The 22170-nt window shown below is 50.8% G+C and carries 25 protein-coding genes; 15 read left to right on the top strand and 10 right to left on the bottom strand.

The genetic code is table 11. The features are described 5' to 3' along the window. Positions 1-129: 129 nt before the first annotated feature. The 4 genes from B2M23_RS02065 to B2M23_RS02050 all read left to right on the top strand — a co-directional run bounded on the left by B2M23_RS02065 (position 130) and on the right by B2M23_RS02050 (position 3641). Positions 130-939, top strand: coding sequence for a ZIP family metal transporter (locus B2M23_RS02065; RefSeq protein WP_038351093.1), 810 nt, complete (start codon positions 130-132; stop codon positions 937-939). 16 nt (positions 940-955) lie between these two features. Next, positions 956-1783, top strand: a complete 828-nt coding sequence (locus B2M23_RS02060) for a deoxyribonuclease IV (RefSeq protein WP_038351092.1) — start codon at positions 956-958, stop codon at positions 1781-1783. A 154-nt stretch (positions 1784-1937) separates the two neighbouring features. Further along, positions 1938-2888, top strand: a complete 951-nt coding sequence (locus B2M23_RS02055; RefSeq protein ID WP_013382571.1) for a cation diffusion facilitator family transporter — start codon at positions 1938-1940, stop codon at positions 2886-2888. A gap of 93 nt (positions 2889-2981) precedes the next feature. Beyond that, on the top strand, positions 2982-3641 hold the full coding sequence (locus B2M23_RS02050; RefSeq protein ID WP_013382570.1) for an alpha/beta fold hydrolase: 660 nt from the start codon (positions 2982-2984) through the stop codon (positions 3639-3641). 25 nt (positions 3642-3666) lie between these two features. Here B2M23_RS02050 and B2M23_RS02045 read toward each other — a convergent pair whose 3' ends face one another. Beyond that, positions 3667-4179, bottom strand: a complete 513-nt coding sequence (locus B2M23_RS02045) for an ECF transporter S component (protein ID WP_038351091.1) — start codon at positions 4177-4179, stop codon at positions 3667-3669. A gap of 140 nt (positions 4180-4319) precedes the next feature. Here B2M23_RS02045 and B2M23_RS02040 point away from each other — a divergent pair, with 140 nt between their 5' ends. Next, positions 4320-5267: an ROK family protein gene (locus B2M23_RS02040; RefSeq protein WP_038351090.1), complete on the top strand. Its 948-nt coding sequence runs from the start codon at positions 4320-4322 to the stop codon at positions 5265-5267. Between the two features lie 158 nt (positions 5268-5425). Further along, positions 5426-5590, top strand: coding sequence for a rubredoxin (gene rd, locus B2M23_RS02035; protein WP_013382567.1), 165 nt, complete (start codon positions 5426-5428; stop codon positions 5588-5590). 79 nt (positions 5591-5669) lie between these two features. On the opposite strand, the gene B2M23_RS02030 is transcribed toward rd, so the two are convergent. Together B2M23_RS02030 and B2M23_RS02025 are read right to left on the bottom strand one after the other, a co-directional pair. After that, a complete protein-coding gene (locus tag B2M23_RS02030) occupies positions 5670-6128 on the bottom strand; it encodes a MerR family transcriptional regulator (RefSeq protein WP_050814086.1) in 459 nt (152 codons plus the stop codon). Between the two features lie 1204 nt (positions 6129-7332). Beyond that, positions 7333-8037 (bottom strand): DUF554 domain-containing protein, encoded by a 705-nt coding sequence (locus B2M23_RS02025; protein ID WP_013382562.1) that lies wholly within the window; start codon positions 8035-8037, stop codon positions 7333-7335. Positions 8038-8187: 150 nt separating this feature from the next. Here B2M23_RS02025 and B2M23_RS02020 point away from each other — a divergent pair, with 150 nt between their 5' ends. The 4 genes from B2M23_RS02020 to B2M23_RS02010 are packed head-to-tail and all read left to right on the top strand — an operon-like array spanning position 8188 to position 13556. Beyond that, positions 8188-9735, top strand: coding sequence for a Ppx/GppA phosphatase family protein (locus tag B2M23_RS02020; RefSeq protein WP_242945863.1), 1548 nt, complete (start codon positions 8188-8190; stop codon positions 9733-9735). Further along, positions 9732-11858, top strand: coding sequence for an RNA degradosome polyphosphate kinase (locus tag B2M23_RS02015; RefSeq protein WP_038351088.1), 2127 nt, complete (start codon positions 9732-9734; stop codon positions 11856-11858). Before B2M23_RS02020 ends, B2M23_RS02015 begins: the two co-directional genes overlap by 4 nt. 41 nt (positions 11859-11899) lie before the next feature. Then, positions 11900-12034: a hypothetical protein gene (locus B2M23_RS21645; protein WP_278286444.1), complete on the top strand. Its 135-nt coding sequence runs from the start codon at positions 11900-11902 to the stop codon at positions 12032-12034. Beyond that, positions 12027-13556: a Ppx/GppA phosphatase family protein gene (locus B2M23_RS02010; protein WP_038351087.1), complete on the top strand. Its 1530-nt coding sequence runs from the start codon at positions 12027-12029 to the stop codon at positions 13554-13556. Before B2M23_RS21645 ends, B2M23_RS02010 begins: the two co-directional genes overlap by 8 nt. Before the next feature lie 76 nt (positions 13557-13632). On the opposite strand, the gene B2M23_RS02005 is transcribed toward B2M23_RS02010, so the two are convergent. The 3 genes from B2M23_RS02005 to B2M23_RS01995 all read right to left on the bottom strand — a co-directional run bounded on the left by B2M23_RS02005 (position 13633) and on the right by B2M23_RS01995 (position 15259). Next, entirely contained in the window at positions 13633-13950 is a 318-nt protein-coding gene (locus B2M23_RS02005) for a type II toxin-antitoxin system RelE/ParE family toxin (protein WP_038351086.1), read from the bottom strand. Continuing rightward, the gene (locus B2M23_RS02000; protein ID WP_038351085.1) at positions 13940-14206 is read right to left on the bottom strand and encodes a type II toxin-antitoxin system Phd/YefM family antitoxin; all 267 of its coding nucleotides are present in this window, start codon (positions 14204-14206) and stop codon (positions 13940-13942) included. The genes B2M23_RS02005 and B2M23_RS02000 overlap by 11 nt, the downstream gene beginning before the upstream one ends. Before the next feature lie 102 nt (positions 14207-14308). Further along, complete coding sequence (locus tag B2M23_RS01995; protein ID WP_038351084.1) at positions 14309-15259, bottom strand: alpha/beta fold hydrolase; 951 nt, start codon at positions 15257-15259, stop codon at positions 14309-14311. 132 nt (positions 15260-15391) lie between these two features. Between B2M23_RS01995 and B2M23_RS01990 the strand changes: the two genes are divergently transcribed. The 4 genes from B2M23_RS01990 to B2M23_RS01975 all read left to right on the top strand — a co-directional run bounded on the left by B2M23_RS01990 (position 15392) and on the right by B2M23_RS01975 (position 19015). Then, positions 15392-15871 (top strand): YbhB/YbcL family Raf kinase inhibitor-like protein, encoded by a 480-nt coding sequence (locus B2M23_RS01990; RefSeq protein WP_038351083.1) that lies wholly within the window; start codon positions 15392-15394, stop codon positions 15869-15871. Between the two features lie 438 nt (positions 15872-16309). Further along, entirely contained in the window at positions 16310-16714 is a 405-nt protein-coding gene (locus B2M23_RS01985; protein WP_038351082.1) for a hypothetical protein, read from the top strand. A 129-nt stretch (positions 16715-16843) separates the two neighbouring features. After that, a complete protein-coding gene (locus tag B2M23_RS01980) occupies positions 16844-17791 on the top strand; it encodes a glycosyltransferase family 2 protein (RefSeq protein WP_038351081.1) in 948 nt (315 codons plus the stop codon). 417 nt (positions 17792-18208) lie between these two features. Then, positions 18209-19015 (top strand): metallophosphoesterase, encoded by an 807-nt coding sequence (locus tag B2M23_RS01975; protein WP_038351080.1) that lies wholly within the window; start codon positions 18209-18211, stop codon positions 19013-19015. A gap of 48 nt (positions 19016-19063) precedes the next feature. Here B2M23_RS01975 and B2M23_RS21065 read toward each other — a convergent pair whose 3' ends face one another. Together B2M23_RS21065 and B2M23_RS01970 are read right to left on the bottom strand one after the other, a co-directional pair. Next, entirely contained in the window at positions 19064-19225 is a 162-nt protein-coding gene (locus B2M23_RS21065; RefSeq protein WP_167617729.1) for a hypothetical protein, read from the bottom strand. Positions 19226-19228: 3 nt separating this feature from the next. Continuing rightward, a complete protein-coding gene (locus B2M23_RS01970) occupies positions 19229-19762 on the bottom strand; it encodes a ferredoxin domain-containing protein (RefSeq protein ID WP_038351079.1) in 534 nt (177 codons plus the stop codon). 145 nt (positions 19763-19907) lie between these two features. On the opposite strand from B2M23_RS01970, the gene B2M23_RS01965 reads away from it, so the two are divergent. Next, a complete protein-coding gene (locus B2M23_RS01965) occupies positions 19908-20519 on the top strand; it encodes a GyrI-like domain-containing protein (RefSeq protein WP_038351078.1) in 612 nt (203 codons plus the stop codon). A 58-nt stretch (positions 20520-20577) separates the two neighbouring features. Here B2M23_RS01965 and B2M23_RS01960 read toward each other — a convergent pair whose 3' ends face one another. Together B2M23_RS01960 and B2M23_RS01955 are read right to left on the bottom strand one after the other, a co-directional pair. Continuing rightward, entirely contained in the window at positions 20578-21642 is a 1065-nt protein-coding gene (locus B2M23_RS01960; RefSeq protein WP_038351077.1) for a YkvI family membrane protein, read from the bottom strand. Between the two features lie 98 nt (positions 21643-21740). Then, positions 21741-22151 carry a DUF302 domain-containing protein gene (locus tag B2M23_RS01955; RefSeq protein WP_038351076.1) on the bottom strand — a complete coding sequence of 137 codons (411 nt, stop codon included), beginning with the start codon at positions 22149-22151 and terminating at the stop codon, positions 21741-21743. Positions 22152-22170 lie beyond the last annotated feature (19 nt).

Raw genomic sequence — 22170 nt, 5'->3', positions numbered from 1 at the left:
TGTTTTTTTGCAGTGCTATTTAAAGCAAATGGGGTATAAATGATTAAAATGCTTTGAAATGGTGTGTGGGATGTGTTATGATTTAGTAAATTATAATGACTATAAACAATAGAAAGACAGGAGGAGAAAATGGAAATTTTAAACAATATCCCTCCGGTGGGCCAGGCTCTGGTCGCCGGGCTTTTCACCTGGGGCCTCACGGCTCTGGGCGCTGCGATGGTCTTTTTCTTTAAAGAGATTAACAAAAAGGTATTAAACGCCATGCTGGGCTTTGCCGCTGGCGTTATGATCGCGGCCAGCTTCTGGTCGCTTCTGGCGCCGTCCATCGAGATGGCAGAGGGCGGTCCGGTGCCGCCGTATGTGCCAGCTGTAGTCGGATTTTTGGGCGGCGGCGCGTTTTTATGGTGTGTGGATAAGCTTTTGCCGCATATCCATCAGGGAACAGGCCATGAGGAGGGGATTCATACCTCGTGGCAGCGCAGTGTGCTGCTGGTTCTGGCCATCACCTTCCACAATATCCCAGAAGGGCTGGCGGTCGGGGTCGCCTTTGGCGGACTGGCCACAGGCAATGAGTACATGACGCTGGCCGGCGCCATCTCGCTGGCTTTGGGGATCGGGCTTCAGAATTTTCCTGAAGGCGCGGCGGTCTCCATTCCGCTCCGGCGTGAAAACATGAGCCGGGTTAAATCTTTTATGTACGGCCAGGCTTCTGGGCTGGTAGAACCGATTTCGGCGGTCATCGGCGCGGCGGCGGTTGTCTTTATCAACCCGATTCTGCCTTACGCGCTGGCTTTTGCCGCCGGTGCCATGATCTATGTTGTGGCAGAAGAACTGATTCCAGAATCACAGCTCGGCCATAACGGCGAGGGCGATATCGCCACCATTGGTGTGATGGTCGGCTTTGCGGTCATGATGCTCATGGACGTAGCGCTGGGCTGAGAAAGGATGGACAAATATGATTAACATAGGACCACATATCTCCATTGCCAAGGGTTTTACCGCCGCCGGAAAGGACGCGGTATCCATTGGGGCAAATACCTTCCAGTTTTTTACCAGAAATCCAAGGGGCGGCAACGCCAAGGTCATTGATCCCAAGGATGCGGATGGTCTGCGTCAGATCATGGAGGACCATGATTTCGGGCCGCTGCTGGCCCACGCGCCCTATACGCTCAACATGGCGTCTGCCACAGAGGCGACTCGGGATTTCGCGGAGCGGGCGTTCCGTGAGGATCTGGAGCGGCTGGATCAGCTGCCCTGCCATCTTTACAATTTTCATCCCGGCAGCCATGTCGGCCAGGGACCGGAAAAAGGCATTGAGCTGATTTTGGATATTCTCAACCGCAATATGAAGCCAGACCAGAAAACCGTCGTACTCCTGGAAGCCATGTCGGGTAAAGGCAGTGAGGTCGGCCGGGATTTTGAACAGCTGCGTGCCATCATTGACGGCGTCCGGCTCAAGGATAAGATCGGCGTCTGTATTGACACCTGCCACATTTATTCAGCAGGGTACGATATCGTGAATGACCTGGACGGCGTCATCGCTGAGTTTGACCGGATCGTAGGGCTTCCTTACCTCAGAGCCATGCATCTGAACGACAGCCTGACGCCCTTTAACAGCCATAAAGACCGCCATGAAAAAATCGGCTTTGGCAGCATTGGAGTGGATACCTTTATCGCCATTGTGAAGCACCCGCTGCTCCGGGATAAGCCCTTTTTTCTCGAAACACCCCAGGAAAAGTTTGCCGATTATGCCAAAGAGGTTGAACTGCTCCAGAATGTATAGAGCTTTAAAAAAGACCTGAAGTACAAAACCCTGTATTTCAGGTCTTTTCTTGCCTTAAATTTAAAACACCCTTGACGCAGGTTTGTTTTTTATTTATACTGGAAGTGTGTAATATAGAATGAAGCTAGATTAGTTAAGGGGTATTAACTTTGTCATGCAAATGAAAGAAGGGTTATCTGTGAAAAATATTGAAGAAGTAGAGTACAGTGAGAGCAGCAATAAAAAGATCGCCATGCGTGTGTCCATCATATCCATTTTTGTCAATATCGCCCTGTCGGTTTTTAAGTTTATCGCCGGGGTTTTAGCTAATTCCGGGGCGATGATTTCCGATGCGGTGCATTCGGCGTCGGATGTGCTCAGCACCTTTGTGGTCATCATCGGGGTCAATATCTCAGGCCAGAAGGCCGACCACGAGCATCAGTACGGGCACGACCGGCTGGAGTGCGTGGCGGCCATTCTGCTGGCGGTCATCCTGTTTGCCACTGGCGTGGGGATCGGTTGGACCGGGATTGAAAAGATCATGGACGCCGAGAGTCATTCTCTGGAAATTCCAGGGATACTGGCGCTGGTAGCGGCTGTGGTCTCCATTGGAGTCAAGGAATGGATGTACTGGTTCACCCGCGCTGCGGCCAACAAGATCAATTCCAGCGCGCTGAAGGCTGACGCCTGGCACCACCGCTCCGACGCCCTGTCCTCCATCGGCAGCCTGATCGGGATCGCCGGCGCGCGCATGGGTCTGCCGATTCTGGACCCCATCGCGGCTGTGGTCATTGCGCTGCTGGTCATTAAGGCCGCCTATGACATCGGCAAGGACAGCATCAGCAAAATGCTGGACAGCTCCATCGATGAGAAAACCGAAAAGGAAATCCGTGAGCTGACCATGAAGCAGTCAGGCGTCAAGCGGATCGACGACCTCAAATCCCGGACCTTCGCGTCTAAATTTTATGTGGATCTGGAAATCGCTGTGGACGGTGAGATGAAGCTGGTCGAAGCCCACGCCATCGCCGAAAATGTGCACGACGTGCTGGAGGCCGCCTACCCGGCCCTTAAGCACTGCATGATCCATGTCAATCCCTACGGGCAGGAAAAAACAGAAGATGAATAGCAAAAGCGCCTGATTTCCTTAAAAAAGGAACAGGCGCTTTTCTTTTACCCTGGAATCGGATAAAATAGGGGATAAAATGACCGGAGGTAGAAAATGAAACAGCAAGTTGGGGCGATTGAGCTCTGTTATGAAAAAAAGGGAGAGGGGCAGCCCCTGATCCTGATCCACGGAAACGGCGAGGATCACACGATTTTTGACGCGATCATGGAGCCACTGAGCGCGGATTTCACGGTCTACGCCTTGGATTCCAGAGGCCACGGGGACAGCACGCCGGTGGATACCTTTGACTACAGCGAAATGGCTGAGGATGTCCGCGGCTTTATCAAAGCCCTGGGGCTTGAGCGGCCAGCGGTTTACGGCTTCAGCGACGGAGGGATCATCGGGCTGATGCTGGCATACAAATACCCGGAGCTGCTCTCTGCGCTGGTGGTCAGCGGCGCCAATACCACGCCGGACGGGCTGAAGGAAATCTGGCTGGACAAGTTCCGCCGGGCCTACGAACGCACCGGAAAAGACAGCATTAAAATGATGCTGGAGCAGCCCAATATTTCCAAGGCAGACCTGGCCAGTATCCGTATCCCGGTTCTGGTGACCGCCGGAAGCGACGACATGATCGAGGACGACCATACCCGTTATATCGCCGATTCCATTCCAGACAGCAGTCTTGAGATTTATGAGGGCGAAACCCACGAAAGCTATGTGGAGCACCACCCGAAAATGGCTGCGGTGATCCGAGACTTTCTGCTGAAATAAAAAATCCCCCGGTTGGGGGATTTTTTTATTCCTGTGTAAATTTGCCTTTCAGCGCTTTCTCAAAGGCCAGATACAGAAGCGCAGCGATGACCACGTTGACGGTGGAAGCGATGAGCAGCGGTACCAGCATGGGGATGACAAAGCCCATGACAGAGGGCGAAATACCCAGGATCACAGCCAGGACGCCGGACAAAAAGGTCATGACGACGCCATTGATCAGAATGGCGGTGACTGAAGCGACGACCAAGTTGGTTTTTTTGTTGATCCAGGCGTAGGCGTAGCAGGCGCCGGCCATACAGGCAGCTACCAGAATGTGCATTGGCAGGCCCATGGGGAAGCCGGACAGGGCAGCAGAGAAAAGGTGTCCTACCGCACCGATCAGCGCGCCGATGGGGCCGCCGAGCATCAGTGCGCCAAAATAGGCTGGCAGGGCGTCCAATGCGACGCTGCCAAATATTTTAACAAGGGAGCCTAAATAGGATAAGGCGATCAGCAGCGCGGTAAAAACAAGGGTTTTCGTATTCAATTGATTCTTCATGGAGTCCTCCGGTTGCATTAAGATAAATGAATTGCGAAAGTAATTATATCGCAGAAACCGCGGAATGTAAAGCATGATGAACTTAGGGGTATAAAATGTTATAATAAGATTGAAAATTAAGAACGGAGGAGCAGCAGAGCATGAATATCGGAATAGATGTCGGCGGTACCAATCTGGTCGCCGGGCTGATCGGAGACAGCGGCGAGATGTTTTTCAAGAAAAAACAGCTGACCAGGGCAAGGGAGGGCTATGAGGCTGTCCTTGGACGAATTGAAGACCTGGTGGAGCAGGTGATGGCGGAGATGAGAGGACAATCCCCTGAAAGCGTGGGTATTGGCGTGCCTGGCATCGTCTCAGCGGACGGGAAAACCGTGGTGTCCTGCCCGAACCTTTTCTGGGAAAATAAGCCTTTAAAACGCGATTTAGAAGGGAAAATTCACCGCCCGGTTTACCTTGCCAACGACGCCACTGTGGCCGGCATTGCGGAAAACCGTTTTGGCAGCAGCCAGGGCTGCCGGGATGCCGTTATGTTTACCCTGGGGACTGGCGTGGGCGGCAGTGTGATCGTGGGCGGCCGGGTCGTAAACGGCGTGCACGGCGTGGCCTCAGAGTTTGGGCACATGATCGTAGGCGACGGGCTTTACCGCTGCAACTGCGGTAAAATGGGCTGTCTGGAGACCTATTCCTCAGCTACGGCTGTGATCTGGCTGGCCAAAAAACGCATTGAGGAGGGTTGTGAAACGGAAATTCTGTCTATGGCCGGAAGCGATCCGGAGGCGGTCAACGCTGAGATGGTGATCAATGCGGCCAAAAACGGCGACGCGGTGGGCCTCGAATGCTTTAAGTCGATGGCAGACCATCTGGCCATTGCGATTTCAAACCTTGTAGACGTTCTGGACCCTGAGATCTGCGTTCTGGGCGGCGGAGTAGCCCATGCAGGCGCTTTTCTGCTGGAGGCGGTACAGAAGTCCACGGCGGAAAGGATCACCTATAAGAGCCTGGTGAAGCCTGAGATCGTTCTGGCGACGCTTGAGAATGACGCGGGCCTGGTGGGAGCGTCCTGCATTAAGGAATACCTGTACGATTAAGAAAACTTCCTGCATTTAAAGAAAGTGCTTGCAAAATCCTTTGTATTTTATTATGATAGGGTAAGTGAATTTAAAATTTTCCTTCTTATTAATATAATAATAGGTTAAGAATGTTAACGGATTGTTAAAGTAAGAGGGACCGTCAAGGAGGCACGATCATGCAGAAGTATGAATGTGAAATTTGTGAGTATGTCTATGATCCGGAGGAAGGTGATCCGGAAAACGGCGTTGCTCCGGGTACCCCGTTCGAAAATCTGCCGGATGGCTGGTTTTGTCCCACCTGTGGTGTGGATAAGGACGCGTTTAAACCTGTGGCAAAGTAGATACGAAGAATGCAGGAAAAGAAAAAGGGCTCTGTTTGGAGAGCCCGATAATCCAAATATCGATTACTAATTTTGCCGGTTATCCGGCATTTTTTATTTTTTTGGCTGCCGCAGGCTCAGGAGCTTCGGCCTTTTCCTCTTTATCGGTTTCGTTTTCGCGCTTCCGCGCCTCGTAGATGGCGCAGGCCTCGTCGTAAAACTGGATGCGGTGCTCAACCATCTCCAGGTTTTTTTCCAGCTCTTCGATCTTTTTAAGCAGGCGGACCCGGTGGTCGATAAAAATCTGCCGCCTTGTCTCAAGGGTGGAGGTGCCTTCCAAAAACAGATCAATGTATTCTTTTATTTCCTTCAGCGGCATGCCAGTATCCTTCAGACAGCAGATTGTCGACAGCCATTCCAGGTCGGCGTCGGTAAACTGGCGGATGCCGCTCTCGCTGCGCTCCACAAAGGGGAGCAGGCCTTCCTTGTCATAATAGCGGAGGGTATAGATGCTGAGTCCGGTCTTTTCAGATACTTCCTTGATCGTGTAGATGTTCATAGACGCCTCTCCTTTCCATAAAACAGCTGTTTTCTCTCTATAGGTATACCCCAAAAAGGAATCAAAGTCAATCATTTCCGGCAAAAAAAGCTAGAGTAGACTCTATTGTTTTCGTTTAAAAAAATGTCCTTTCGGAAATACAATCTGAATTCTTAAAAAATTCTTAGATAGAAAAGAATCATTCTAAATTAAAGTCTTGAAATATTGTTTGGGAATTAGAACATTGGAAAGCACTGTATTTAGGTAATGTAAACGACCTGTCAGGATTTGGTTAAATTCACCACAACTTGTGAGGGTTTCGCGGGAAATCTAAAATAAAAATAAAACCGCAAAAAGGTATTGACCTAGAGTATGCTCTAGGGTCTAGAATTATAACCAAGTTAAGGGAAACACCCAAGACAAACAGGAAAGAAGGTCATAACAATGATGTACTACAATCCAAGAAGAGCGGCACTGCTGGAACTTAAAAAAGTTGTAGAAGAATCAAAATGATCCGTATCTGGTAACTTGTTAGATTGATATAAAAAATAAAAATTGAAGAAAGAGGTAAAAACAATGATGTACTATAATCCAATGAAATCATTACTAGAAAAATTAGAACGCGGAGCAAAAGCTTCCAAGTAAATAGAATAAAAAATACAGTAAACAAAAAAGGAGGTAACGAAGATGATGTACTACAACCCAATCCGTAAATTATTAGAAAAAGCATCCAGATAATAAAGATAAACCGGCGAACGATTCGCTTTATATAAAATAAACTGACCAGGAAAGAGGTAAACACCATGATGTATTACAATCCAATCCGTAAATTATTAGAAGAAATTGAATTAGCAGAAAAATCCGCTAAATAATTGACAGACGGTTTAATAACGAAATCTTGAAAAGAAAAGGGAGGTACTTAAAATGATGTACTACAATCCATTAAGAAAATTATACTCAGAATTAGAAGAATCAGCTGAATAACAGCGGCTGTTCCTTCAAATGACATTAGGAGGTAAGCATAATGTTTGTATTTGGTAAAGAAAATAAACACAGTGTCGGCGCTCCCTGCGGGTTCTGCTGCGACACTGACAGAAAATAAAGTAGTTGTGAAAACTCAGGAGAAGTCCTTAAAGCGACTCCTCATCCCTCATATAAATATATCTAAAGAGCAAAGCGGACAGGCAATCCCCCTTATTTGACCTGTCCGTTTTGCTTTTTTATTTTATAAAGAAAATCCGAAGCAGCTCATGAGCCAGAGCAGCAAAATGGGTATAAAGATAGCAGGGATCAAATTGCCGAGACGGAGTGATTTGATCTCCAGCAGGTTGATGCCAATACCCATGATGAGCACGCCGCCGACAGCGTTCATCTCTGTGATCATCGGATCAGTTAAAAAGACCTTGATTGTGCCTGCGGCCAGCGTGATGGCGCCCTGATAAAGAAGCACGGGCACAGCGGCAAAGAGAACGCCGACACCCATCGTGGAAGCAAAGATAATGGCAAAAATGCCGTCCAGCAGCGCTTTGGTCACCAGAATGGTGTAGGTGCCGGAAATCCCGCCTTCAATGGCGCCCATGATCGCCATTGAACCTGTACAGTACAGAAGAGAAGCGGTGACAAAGCCCTGAGCAAAGCTGCTGTTCTCGCCGCCCTCAAATTTCCGTTCAAGACGTCCGCCAAGGCTGTTAAGGTGCCCCTCAATATTTAAAGCTTCGCCGATCACAGCCCCGAGAGCCAGTGAAATCAGAACGATGAGAAAATTCTGCGTCTGGACGCCCATGGAAATCCCCAGCATCATGATGCCAAGGCTGAGCCCGTGGGTGATGGTGGTGCTGATGCGTTCAGGCAGCCCCTTTCTGAAAATAAGTCCTAAAAAACCGCCCACTAAGATGGCGGCGACATTGATGATGGTACCGAGCACAGACATGCCCTCCTTTACGAGAATGCTTTAAAGCGTTTGTTCCATCAATTCTATCATAACCGGCGGAGCGAAAAAAGAAATTTTTTCAAAGATTTAACATTCGAAAAAGCTTCTTATGCTATAATATTAAATAAAAACGAAAGAGGTGAAACCTCCTTGATTAAACGATTTGCAGCGATTTATATCGGTTCCAGCAAATGTGAGCTGGTGGTAGGCCAGCGCGGCAAAGGAACCATTAATATCCTGGACCGTGCCGTCTATCCCATTGACTTTGGCGAGCAGAGCTTTGCCAGCGGGAAGATATCCTTCAGCTCGGTCTACGCCCTGTGCCGGATTATCGGCGAATATATTGAGATCGCCAGAGCTTCGGCTGTCGAAGAGATTGAAATCGTAGCCACCGCCGCGCTGCGCGAGGCAGAAAACCGGATTTATCTGCTGGAGCAGATAAGAACTTACACTGGCGGCTACCGGGTACACCTGCTGGAAAAGGAAGACGAGATTGAGCTGATCTACCGCTATATGCTGCTCAAATGCGAAGATTTCCTGACCGAGGAACGGGTGCAGGAGGAGACAATGCTCTGCTCCATTTCCAGCGGAAACATCGCCCTCGCTCTGATGAACGGCGGCTTCATCGACTATTACCAGACCCTTGAGATGGGGTATCTGAAGATCCGCGAGGTTCTGCGCGCCATCGAGGAGGAAACCGAAAACTTTGAAAACCTCCTCTCGGATTTTTTCGCCATCAATCTCCATACTGTGACAGATAATATCCACAAGCGGAAGATCGAAAATCTGGTGGTCACCTCCCACGACGCCGAGATCATTGCCTGTTTCTGCGGCATGGAAGCTGGGAGCGATTATTACCGGATCAGCCGGGAGCGCTTTGTGGAGCTGCACGAAAGCCTTAAAGGGCTGACCTCCGGACAGCTTCAGAGGAAATATCCCGAGCTTAACCTGTTTGAGGCGGAAACCATGCGGCACACTCTGATGTTTTATCTGAAGCTGCTGGACGATACCAAAATGGATGAAATCGTCCTGGTACAGCTTAACCTATGTGATGCGCTGTTGGATTTCAAGTTCAATCTGACCAAGGACCAGCGCCTGCGGGAATGGATTGAGGAGAGCAGCTACAGCTCGGCCCGGATGCTTGGAAAAAAATACCACGTGGATGGCAAGCACGCCGAGACCGTTGAAAAGCTGGCGCTCAAGCTTTTTGACTTCCTGAAAAAGCGTTACCAGCTGGATAAAAAAGAACGCCGTCTGCTCAGGCTCACCGCCCAGCTTCTGGACGTGGGGCGTTATGTGGGCGGACAGAACAGCAAGCCCATGAACCGTATGATCATTGAGAACGCGGATATTATCGGGGTGAGCGCAAAGGAACGCCTCATCATTGGGACAGTGGCGGACTGCGTCCGGACCATCCCCTTTGACGAATCCCTGCTGGACAAATCCATGACGGCTGAGGAACAGCTGGCTATTTCATGTCTCACCGCCATTTTGAAGCTGGCCACCGCTCTGGATAAAAGCCATAAGCAGAAGATCAGTAAAATACAGTGCCGGATCGAGGAGCGGGAATTCATTATCACCGCGGTTACAAGCAAAAACGTACAGCTGGAAAGCTATTTCTTTAATACCAGCAAGCTGGCCATGCGCAAGGTCTTTGGCCTGAAGCCAGTGTTAAAAATCAAGAGGGAAAAAATATGAAAGAAAATTTATACATTAACCGAGAAAGAAGCTGGCTCGATTTTAATTACCGGGTACTGGAGGAGGCCTATGACAAGACCAACATGATCATGGACCGGCTGAAATTTCTGGCGATCACAGCCTCCAACCTGGACGAGTTTTTTATGGTGCGTATCGCCGGTCTCATGGATCAGGTCAATGTCGGCTATAACAAGAAAGGCCTGGACGGCAAAACGCCCACCGAGCAGCTGGCAGAGATCAACACCATCACCCAGGAGATGATGAAAAGGCAGTACAACTGCCTGCTGAAATCCCTGGTGCCTGAGCTGAACCAGAATCATATCTTTTTTGTAGAGTATGACGAGCTGGAAGGCGAGGAACGGGAATATGTGGACGACTATTTTCTGGAAACCTGTTACCCGGTGCTCACGCCTCAGGCCATCGACAACAGCCGCCCCTTCCCGCTGGTCAAAAACAACCAGGTATACCTCTGCGTCCAGCTTCTGGACACCCAGGAGGACAAAAAGAAAAAGAAGAAGGAAAGCAAAGAGGATGAGGAATACATGGCGATTCTGGAAATTCCAAAGGTGCTGGACCGGATCATCGCCCTGCCGAGGACGGACCGTGAAGCGCCCTACCGCTATATCTTCATCGAGAATATTATTATCCACAACGCCGGACAGCTTTTTACCGGCTATGACGTCAAGCATGTCTCCGAGTTCCGTATCACCCGAAACGGTGACCTTGCCATTGACGAGGATGAGGCAGAGGATCTGCTGATCGAGATTGAAAAATCCATCCAGCAGCGCAAATGGGGCGCCTGTATCAAGCTGGAAATCACAAAAGCCATGAGCAAAAAAGCCAAGCGGAAGCTCATCGAGGAGCTGGAAATCTCAGAGGCAGATGTCTATGAGCTCAAGGGACAGCTGGACCTGACCTGCTTCATGAAATTCCAGGGACGGCCAGAGTTTGACGAGCTGCGCGAGCCCATCTACAAGCCGCTGCCGTCCAGAGATTTTTACGAGCAGGAGGATATCTTTGAGGTGATCCGCGAGAAGGACCGCCTCCTGCACCATCCATACCAGTCTTTTGACACCGTGGTCGATTTTGTGAGAAAGGCCGCCGCGGACCCGGATGTGCTGGCCATCAAACAGACCCTTTACCGCGTCAGCGGCGATTCGCCCATCATCGCTGCTCTCATCGAGGCCGCCCAGAACGGCAAGCAGGTCACTGTGCTGGTTGAGCTGAAGGCCCGTTTTGACGAAGCCAACAACATCGTCTGGGCGAAGAAGCTGGAGCGGGCGGGCTGCCATGTCATCTACGGCCTGGTGGGGCTGAAAATCCACTGCAAAATGATTCTGGTGGTGCGCAAGGAAGAGGATGGTATCCGCCGCTATGTGCATCTGGGTACCGGTAACTACAATGACGTGACCGCCCGGCTCTACACCGACATCGGGATGTTCACCGCCAAGGAGAGCTACGGCTCGGATGTTTCCACTCTGTTTAACGTGCTGTCTGGCTACAGCCATTACACCCTCTGGAAAAAGCTGGAGGTAGCGCCCACAACCATGCGTGAAGCCTTTAACCGTCACATTGACAGAGAGATCGAGAATGTGAAGCTGGGGGTGCGCGGCCGGATTATCGCCAAGATGAATTCGCTGATCGACGACCAGATCGTGGAAAAGCTGTACGAGGCCTCCCAGGCCGGTGTCGAGATACGCCTGATTGTCAGAGGTATGTGCTCCCTGATCCCTGGGATACGGGGTGTGAGTGAAAACATCACAGTCCACAGTATTGTGGGCACCTTTCTGGAACACAGCCGCATCTACTATTTTTATAATCAGGGCAAGGAGGAACTCTATCTTTCCAGCGCGGACTGGATGCAGCGGAATCTGAACCGCCGTATCGAGACCCTGTTTCCAGTGGAGGACCCAGATCTGAAGGCTGAGCTGAAGCACATACTGGACATCACGCTGCGCGATACCATCAAAACCCGTGTGATGACCGAAACCGGCGAGTATATCCGGGTTGACAAGCGGGGCAAGGAACTGTTAAGCTGTCAGCAGTACTTCTGTGAAGAGGCCGAACAGCAGTTTGAGGAAGCCCGGCTGAAGCAGCGGTTGAAGCAAGGCAGCGGTGATTGATAAGATTAAGATAAAGTGTTCAATAGAGAAAGGGGGAGTAAATGGAAAATGTAAAAGTGAAAATGGAAAATTCTGGTTCAAATTTGCTTTGCAAATTTGATTATAATCAAACCGGCTCAGTCGGTTTGAACCTTAATTTTCCATTTTGCATTTTCCATTTGAATAACTGTGGATAAAAGTATTGGAGTCATTGATATTGGCTCAAACAGTGTGCATCTGGTGGTGGGGGAATATCACAACAACGAATATTTTCACATTATTGACGATGTCAAGGTAAACGTGCGCCTGTGCGAGGGGCTGTCTGAAACCGGCTGCCTGCGGGAGGACCGCATGGCGCTGGGGGAACAGACCCTCATGATGTTTAAAAGCATGTGCGATACCTACAAGCTGGACAAGGTGATCGCCGTTGCCACAGCGGCAGTGCGGAAAGCGAAGAACGGGCCGATTTTTGTCGATCTTATCCGGAAAACCACTGGCATTGAGATTGAGATCATCCCCGGTGAGACGGAGGCCGCCATGGATTATTTAGGCGCCATCAACACCATCGACATCCGCGACGCGCTGCTCATGGATATCGGCGGCGGCAGCGTCGAGTTTGTCCTCATCCGTGACCGCAAAATGGCAGACGCGGTGAGCCTGCCCTTTGGTTCCATTGACCTGACGGAAAAATTTGGGCTGGAGGATGTGGCGACACCGGGCAAGCTTAAGAGCCTGCACGCCTTTTTAGAGGACGCCTTTTCCAAGGTCGATCTGTTTGAAAAGGCCAGAGGGCTGCCGGTGCTGGGCGTGGGCGGCACCATTCGGAACATCGGCCGTATCCATCGCCGGGTGGTCGACTATCCTCTGGAAATCGCCCATAATTACCGTATGTGCGAGGACGAGGTTGCCAGAATCTGCCATATGACCGCGAAGATGAACCTGGAGGAACGCAAAAACCTCAAGGGGCTGTCCAAGGGCCGGACCGATATTTTTGTGGGTGCCAGCCAGGCGGTTTATAAGGTCATGCAGACCATTTTCTCACCGGAGCTGATCATCTCAGACGCCGGTCTGCGGGATGGCCTGATTTTCAAGCATTTCGGCAATGGACCAGAGGATCTTGTCCATAACATTTTTGACAATTCTCTTGTCAACACCATGCTCAACTACGACGTCAACATTCCCCATGCTTACCACGTGTACGGGCTGTCCGTAAAGCTGTTTGAACAGCTTGCGCCGCTGCACGGCATCCAGGAGGATGTGTCCAGAATGATGAAAACCAGCGCCATGCTCCACGATGTGGGCATCAAAATCCAGTACAGCAACCACCACGAGCACAGCTTTTACCTGATTCTGAACTCCGGGCTTGAGGGGCTGCTGCAAAAGGAACTGCTCATGAGCGCTTTTATTGCCCTGAACCACCGGACCAACAAAAAGGTCAAGGTCGAGGCAGAATACATGACGCTGCTGTGCGAGGAGGATAAGCGCCTCATCGACAAGCTCAGCCTTTTCCTCCAGATCGCCGAGTATCTGGACCGTAGCATGGACGGCATCGTGAAGGACATTGACTGTAATATTAAGGACGATGTGGTTGAGATGATGGTGCTGACCACGACCCACTCCGTCTTTGCGGATATGATCATCAGCGAATGCGGCAAAAAATTCAAGCGTGTGCTGGGCCGCGGGCTCACCATTAAGAACAAGGTCATCGCGCCGGTGTAGGCTGGCTGTGATTCAGGATACAAAAAATGCCGGAAAGTCGGATGCTTTGACTTTTCGGCATTATTTGTATGGGGAGTCACAGATATTTAAAATAGTTCATGGACTTATGAAAAACCCGGGCGAGGTAGACTGTGTCTGTCGTATTATCGATCTGGTAAACAAGAACATAGGGATGCACCACGCGCTTGCGGTAGCCCTTTAATTTCAGAAAAGGGTCCTCCAGTTTTTTGAATCGTTCGGGCAGGGTGCTGAGGTTTAAAAAAGCTTCCTCGATTTTTTGCATCGTCCGCTTTGCGGCGACAGGATCCTGCTGGCTGTTTGCGAGATATTCGTAGATTTTATTTAAATCTTCTATGGCATGGGCTGTAATGGACAGCGTGTACTCACTGGCCATAATGGTATTTATCCCGAAGATGGTCAAAGACAGCGCCCGCATCCTCAACTCGGCCTTCGGCAATATCGGTCTCTGCTTCGGCCAGCTTCCGGTAAAGCTGTGCGATGGCCAAATCCCGCTCGTAGGTGTCCATGCTCATAATGACCATATCGCCATAACCGTTTTTGGTAATGTAGACCGGTTCTCCGGTTTCATGACAAAGTTTGGAAATTTCAGTTGTATTTCTCAGATCCCTGATGGGTCGGATTTCAGGCATAATTGCGACCTCCTTTGTAGTTGTGACATAATTATAGCATAGTTATGGACAAAAAACCTTTAGCAAGATATTAGGAGATTTTGTATGGGGAATCCGGTGAATTTATTTTTTGATAATCTCAGCTATGGCCTCTTTAAAGGCCTTGGGATCGTCGAACATGGGGGTGTGGCCGGCATTTTTGATCAGGAATTCTTTTTTGGCCGGGGCAGTGAGGCGCTTCAGGTATTTCTGTGCCTCGCTGGCCGGGGTGGTCATATCACGGTCGCCGGAGATGAAGTAGACGGGCACCTTGTAGTCATGGCTGTAGTCGTAGAGGGTGAAATTGCTCACAGAAACCAGCAGCGCAGCGTTGAGCTTATTGCTCTGGACCAGTCCGAGAATATCCGATGGCTTGAAAATAGGGCTTTTGAGCGCGGATTTAATGATGTCCCCGGTTTTGCCGTCCGGAAAGTATTTCTGCTTCAGGGCGCTGATCTTGGTCATTTTGCGGAGCATGACCTCATCAAAGGGACGCTCTGGGTATGGGCCGATATGGCGAAGCTTTTGGATGTCACGGCTGTTGCCAGAGCGGATCACCGCGCGCTTAAGCGTGTCGTAACCAGCCTGTTCGTTTTCGACCACGTCCACCAGCTGGCCCACGCCGATATAGGCTGCCACATTTTCAGGGTGCTCCAGAGCGTAGAGCGCGCCGAGCACTGTTCCCCAGGAATGCCCGAGGATAAAGAGCTTGTCTTTCTGATAACGCGCCTTCAGCACTTCAACGGTTTCGTGCAAATCGCTCATGAGGTTTTGAAGATCAGGAGCCGCGCCGGGGTTGCGCATAAAGGTTTTTCCGGTTCCGCGCTGGTCGTAGTGGACTACGGTGCACAGGTCAGAGAAAATTTCCTCCATCACGTAGGCGAAATAAGCCTCGGAGGAGCCAGGGCCGCCGTGGACAAAGAGCAGGACTGGCAGCTCGGGCGCGGCGGTATAGTGAAGGGTATACTCCTCAATGCCGCCGACAGCAATGTATTCTTCAGTGAAATTATCGGGTATGGGTGCTTTCTTTTTCATGATGGCCTCCTTTGGAATTATTATTAGTGTACCCCAGAAGGAGAAGAAAGAAAAGGTCATTCAGGTTTATAAAAGAAAATAAAAAGTAAAACAGCGTATAATGGGGTCAGCAAGATGATTGGAGGATTACTGATGGAAGCATTAAAATTGAGCAGCAGAGATTTTGAGGCAGGAGGATGGATTTCCAGGAAAAATTCGGCCAGAGGTGAAAATCGTTCTCCAGCCCTGACCCTGGAAGGAATCGCACCAGAGGCCAGGTCACTGGCCATCACGATGGACGACGCGTCCCACCCTTTATTTAAAAATTATAACCACTGGGTTATCTGGAACCTGCCTGTGCAGGCAGAAATTCCAGGCAGTATACCGCCAGGGAAGATCGTGGACAGCCTGGACGGTGCGGTGCAGGGCATGGCCTACGGCAGACATGCCTACAAAGGGCCGAAACCGCCGTTTAAAGCCGTTCATACCTATACCTTTACCGCCTATGTGCTGGACTGTGAGATCAGCCTGCCGCCAGAAAGCCATCGGGCAGAGCTGCTCGAGGTGATGGCAGGGCATGTGCTGCAGAGAGCAACCCTGTCGGGAAAATTCCAGAGCCGGCGCAAGGAGTAGACGAAGTTTGAAGGGCGATTTTGCCGGTTGCACAAAATTTAGGATTTTAAATAAAGAGATTGCGCAAAAGGCGAAAGCAGTTTATAATAAAGGGTAGAAAACTGAATAAAAAATGCGGCATCCGGAAAAGTGTTCGCACCACTAATCCGGCTTGCGCAAGGTGTAGACCCACCATACACAACGGCCTCAGGAGGCACGTACCGCATTACTTATTATAGATGATTTGGGTTCCAAAAACAAGGGATTCGTCCAACTATTTAAGTAGGCTTTTGTTTGTGTTAGCATTTTTAAGAAGAAGAATCTTTTTAGCTGTGTATGGGGATGTCTGCCCTGCACAGCTTTTTTATTTGGACTTTCTTATGACAGCGGGGAGGCAGGACTTTTCCGCTGTCTGCTTATTCACCGTAACGGAATAATAAGGATGGGAGGTGCAAGTAAATGAAAAAAGAACGCTCCCTGGGGTTTTCCCAGAAAGGGGAGAAATACTATGCCAAAGGAAGTTTTTTTGACGAGGATAAAACCTTTGACGGCAGGCTGCTGCGCGTTGAGCGCCGTGTGGCCCGCGATCCTGGTGTGCCAGACTCCAAACGGCTTTACAGCTTTCACACCTTTGTGATCCAAAAAGGCGCAAAAAACCGGACCTATGTCTTTAAAGGCGTGAAGGAGATTGATCTGACTGGCTACTTTAAGGAAGGAGACCGGGTACGGCACCATTACGGCCATGAGATTCCAGAAAAGTATGATAAATCCGGCGAGTCAGAGGTGGTCTGCATTGTGTGCGGTGAACAGGTCAGCTGCCGGCGGAGTATCTGTCCTTACTGCGGCAGTGTTCTGCTGAAATAAGGATGTACAATTAATACAGAAAAGTCTGAAATCTGGACTTTTCTGTATTTTTTGTATCAGAAATTAAAGATAATTGCTGGCTCATTCATGTTATAATGAATGAAAAGTAACCTGGAAAGGAAGAATGTCATGGGCTTAATCACCATTGTGGTTCCCTGTTATAATGAGGAAGCGGTGCTTCCAGCCTTTTATGAGGCTGTCTGTGAGGTGGCCGCATCCTTTAAGAAGTCCGAAGCCTTCGAGTTTCTGTTTGTGGACGACGGCTCCGCGGACAGCACCCTTGCCGTGATCCAGGGGTTTGCAAAACATGACCGTCGTGTGCGGTACCTGTCCTTCTCGCGTAATTTTGGTAAGGAGGCTGCCATCTACGCAGGCCTCAGGCACGCCAAAGGCGGGCTGGTTGCTCTGATGGACGCCGATCTGCAGGACCCGCCAGACTATCTGAAGCCAATGTATGACGCCATTACCGAGGAAGGCTATGACTGCGCGGCAGCCCGGCGGGTGAGCCGCAAAGGCGAGCCGAAGATCCGCTCCTTTCTGGCCAGACGGTTTTATGGGATCATGCGCCGGATATCCAATGCCGACATTGTGGACGGCGCCCGGGATTACCGGATGATGACCCGGCAGGTCGTCGAGGCGATCCTCAGCGTGACTGAGTACAACCGTTTCTCAAAGGGCATTTTTGGCTGGGTGGGCTTTAAGACCAAGTGGCTGGAGTACGAAAACATTAAACGCGCGGCCGGAGAGACCAAGTGGTCGGTCTGGAAGCTGTTCAAATACTCGATGGAGGGCATCACTGCTTTTTCCGTTGCGCCCCTGGCGCTGGCCTCCTTCAGCGGCATTGCCCTCTGCGGCGTGGCGGTTATCGCCATTTTATTTATCATCGTCCGTCAGCTGCTCTACGGCGGCTCTGCCTTTGGGTGGCCCTCCATGGCCTGTATCGTGATCTTTATCGGCGGCATTCAGCTGCTGTGCGTTGGGATTCTCGGCCAGTATCTGGCCAAAACCTACCTGGAGGTTAAGGAGCGCCCGGTTTATATTGTCAGAGAGGCGTCAGAGGAGGAAGCGCAGGTGTAAGGGCGCCGAAGCTCTGTCTTTTATCCAGACAGGCTGTCAAAAAACTTGAGAGACGAAGCCTTTTACCTAAGGAAGAAAAAAGTGTCCTGCGGTTACCATCCTCACATTGTTATGTGATTCACTAAAGTGGATGTTTTATCCCGCTGGTGTCCGGCTGTGCAGGCCGCTCGGCACGATTCCTGGCCGTTGTTTACAGCGCCTGGACCTTTTTTCTTATCTGGATAAAAGGTGCAGTCTCGGGCAGCGGCGCTTCTTTGACAGCACATCAGAGCCCTTCTTTTGAATAATTTAAGCATCATCCGTTACAATAAGCTTCACATCACATACAGAAAATGCCGAAAGGTCTTTCGATGGACTTTTCGGCATTGTTTGTACCTTACCTCTGAGAAATGATGACCTGAAAGGATTTGAGAACAGATGAAAAAAACAATCATGACCGCGTTTGGAGGACTCGGACTGCTGGCGGCTTACAGTATCCTTGTGGAACCGAACCGCCTGGCGGTTAAAAAATATGAGATGGGCGCCGGGCAGACAAGACTGCGGGTCGTCCAGCTCACGGATATTCATATCGGCCCTTTTTATCCCAGGCGCAAGGTTGCCCGCCTGGTGCGTAAGGTGAACCGGCTCTCGCCCGACGTGGTGGTCTTCACTGGAGACCTGTATGACCGCTTTATCCGTTACCGGCGTGAAGACGCAGCGGAGCCGCTGGCGGCGCTTGAAGCCCGCCTGGGAAAATTTGCGGTCTGGGGCAATCACGACTGCACCAAAATGGCAAGATGGTACGCGCCGGTTTTGGAGCGGGCAGGCTTTATACTGCTGGAAAACGAGGCGGTCATCCTTCCGGCTGGGAAAGGCAGGACCCTCGCCATTGGCGGCACCGATGATCTGCTCTATGGAGAACCGGATATAAAACAGACCGTTCGGGGGACAGCAGGCAGTGATTATCAGATCATTCTCATGCACGAGCCCGACGGCGCGGACCGCCTGCAGGGAACCGGTGTGGATCTGGTTCTCTCCGGCCACACCCACGGCGGGCAGATCCGCCTGCCGCTGCTACCCACTGTGACGACAGACCTCGGAAAGAAATATATCCGCGGATTTTACACCATCGACCCTGAGAACAGCACGGAGCTGTACGTTAACAAAGGCATCGGCTGTACCCAGATTCCAGCCCGCCTCGGCGCTGTGCCCGAGATTGCGGTCTTTGATATTAAAATGGCGTAGCCATGAAAAAAGGACAGCCCATCCGACGGATAAGCTGTCCCGCTGCTTTCATGGTTTTTGTTTAGCGCTTAAATAAAAGCTCAGTGCGACGCAGATAACCATGATAATGGTCGCGACGATCAAAGGTAATGTCGCTTTGAAATAAAGGCTTGCCAGCATGAGGAGCAGGCAAACCAGCTGCATTATACGAATAATGGCCGCTGCTTTCATGGCCTAGCCCCGGTCAAAATAAGGTGATTTTCCCTTGGCGGAAAGCGGAATCCCCAGCACCATGGTTGTTTTTTTATCTAAATATCCCAGAGAAATGGCCGCTTTACCCATAGAAAACATGATACGGTTGTCCACATGGGCCGCCGATGCCACGCCCACAGCAGAACCAAGGGCAATGCCAAGATCCATGGGATCAAAGGCGCAGAGCCCGTTTTTACGGGCACACTCGGCACAGTTCTGGTGGTTACAGTATTGGCAGGCCTCGTTCAGGCCCCGCTGGGAAATACAGGTGCCGACGAGTACCACGGCGGCGCTGTTTCGCACGTTTTCAGCGTCACGGATAAAAAACGCGAGATCCTGCTCACGGCCAAGGCGGTCCATTTCGGCGGCCAGCGCTTCTTTTTCCTCGCCGGTCAGGTAACAGGAATCAATGTGGTCAATGCCGCGGGCTTTTGGCGCTGTACGGGCAGCCACGCACATGCCCTGGGCAACGTGCAAAATACCGGATGTCTCAGCATCCTGAGAATGACAAATCATTTTAAAAGCCTCCTTCTTATGATAATGCTTTTTAAAATTATAGCACAAAGCCCTGCAGGAAACCAAAAATACATTAAAAAAGCTTGACCTTCCCCTGCGCGGGAGATGTTATTCTAAGGATAAGAAAAAACAGGAGGACACTCAGATGACTGTTTCTAAGATGGATTATAAAAAAGAATACAAGGATTTATACATGCCTGGAAAGAAGCCTGGCAGGATAACGGTGCCGGAGATTGCTTTTATAATGGTGGATGGCGCTGGTGCGCCAGAAAGCGCCTGTTATCAGAATGCGCTCAGCGCGCTGTACGCTCTCAGTTTTGGCATTAAGATGAAAAAAATGTCAGGCGATCTGCCAGAGGGTTATTTTGAATATGTTGTGCCGCCTTTGGAAGGCCTGTGGTGGGGTGTTTCGGACAATCGTGATGACTGGCAGTGGACGTCCATGATCCGCCAGCCGGAATTTGTAACGCCTGCGCTGTACGAAGCAGTGCTCTTGGAGAGCAGGGAGAAAAAGCCAGAGATAGATTTTGAGGGGGTCCGGTTCCAGACCTTTGACGAGGGAGAATGCGTCCAGATTATGCACGTAGGCCCTTATGCGGACGAGGGACGATCCTTTGATGAGCTGGCCGCCTTTATGGAAACCGAGGGCCTGTCCCGCCGCCCGGGCTGGGAGCAGAAGCACCATGAAATCTATCTCTCCGACCCACGCCGGGCAAAGCCAGAGCGCCTGAAAACCGTACTGCGCATCCCGGTATGATTTTATACACCTATAAAAAGCGGAAAAGCCAAAACGAGGCTCTTCCGCTTTTTATGTGTCAATGGTTTGTTTTTTCCTTTTTGCGCACTGACCAGTAATGAAATCCAACGCTCGCCAGCGCCAACAGGCCAAAGTACCCAAACAGGGGAAAAAGAGTGGCGATAAGATTTTTGAACCCGGCGATGCTCCCGAGCGTAGCGGCAGCCATGATGGCGATCAGCAGGCCCTTTCCATGAATTGGGCCGATTTTGCGCACCCGGGTGGACAAAGCGTAAAGGCAGGAAAGTCCAGAGCCAAACATGCCACAGAGCAGCAGCAGGGCGTAGAGGATGCCCAGAACCGGATGGATAGCTGAGGCAAGAGTGAGCATCGGCAGGCTGGAATCCTGAACCAGCGGTAAATGCAGGGCGATGGGAACCAGAACGCACATTGCAATGACGAACAGCAGGAGCGAACCCCAGAGTATTCCCCGGGTAATAGCGCGGTCTGATTCTACCGAGGGTGCAATGGGAGTGAGGACAGAAATTGCCACCAGCAGATTGTAGGAGACAAAGGTCAGGGCAGCGATGAGCCAGTTGCCAACCAGTGGGTTGCTTCCAGATACAGGCGATGTGGCAAGCGGCGAAAGGTCCAGGTTAAAAAAGGACATAAGACCGACCATAAGACCGACCGCTACCATAAAGGGCACCACAAAACCAAAGGCTGAGACCATGCCGCGGGCGCCAGTCGTACCGGCCGCGGCAAGCAGAAGCCCCATGAAAATGCTGCCCACAAAGGCTGGAAAGCCGCAGAGCTGTTCGAGGAGTGCACCGGCGCCGGCCACCACAACCATGACGACCGTAAACATGAAGAGCAGGGTAAAGCCGCCGAAGATCAGACGTAGAATCGGATGGTAGCCCCGGACCACCAGCTTTTCAAAATCCCGGATGCCGGTGCGGTGGGAAATACGCATGATCATACAGCCAAAGATGAAGAACACAAACACTGCCACAGCCATGCCCGCAATGCCATAGCCGCCAAACACGCCAAAAAACTGGTAGATTTCCTGTCCGGAGACAAAGCTTGCTCCCAGATAAATGCCGATAAAAGTCATCATGATCTGACGCGTGGTGATTTTCTTCATGACCGCTCTCCTTAAAGTGAATTACAAGGATTATATCACAAAAGCGCGCCATAAAAAACTATTGTTTGTATCGTTGTCTATCAGAGATTTTGTGCGGGCTAAGGCCTGCCTGCCGCCTGAACAAGGGATTCCATCAGGGCTTCCATTTTGGGGATTACCGGATGGTTCTCAAGGCCGTAGGCCTCAGCCATCTTTGCGGTTTTTGGAAAAGCCAGCCAGGTGCTTCCAGCTTCATCCTCCCAGACAGAGATGCGCAGCGGCAGATCAAGAGAAATACTCTGGTCAGCCTGCATGAGTCCAGTCCCTACCTGAGGGGAGCCAAAGACCAGCACCGTGGTTGGACGGAGATCAAGCCCAACCTGGCTTGCGTTGAGGGCGTGATCAAATTTGGCGAAAACAGGAATATTCTTTTCCTGGAGGAGGGCCTCCAGCCGCTTTACTGTTTCATCGACAGGAAGCTGGCCTGCGTAGAGATAGAGGCGGCTGCCGTCGTAATGCTGTGTTTTCATTTTGTGCTCCTTTACGGTT

It is taken from the genome of Eubacterium limosum (genome assembly GCF_000807675.2).
GTDB lineage: Bacteria > Bacillota > Clostridia > Eubacteriales > Eubacteriaceae > Eubacterium > Eubacterium limosum.
Note: the sequence above shows the minus strand (reverse complement) of the source record. Positions and strands in the feature narration are given on the sequence as shown.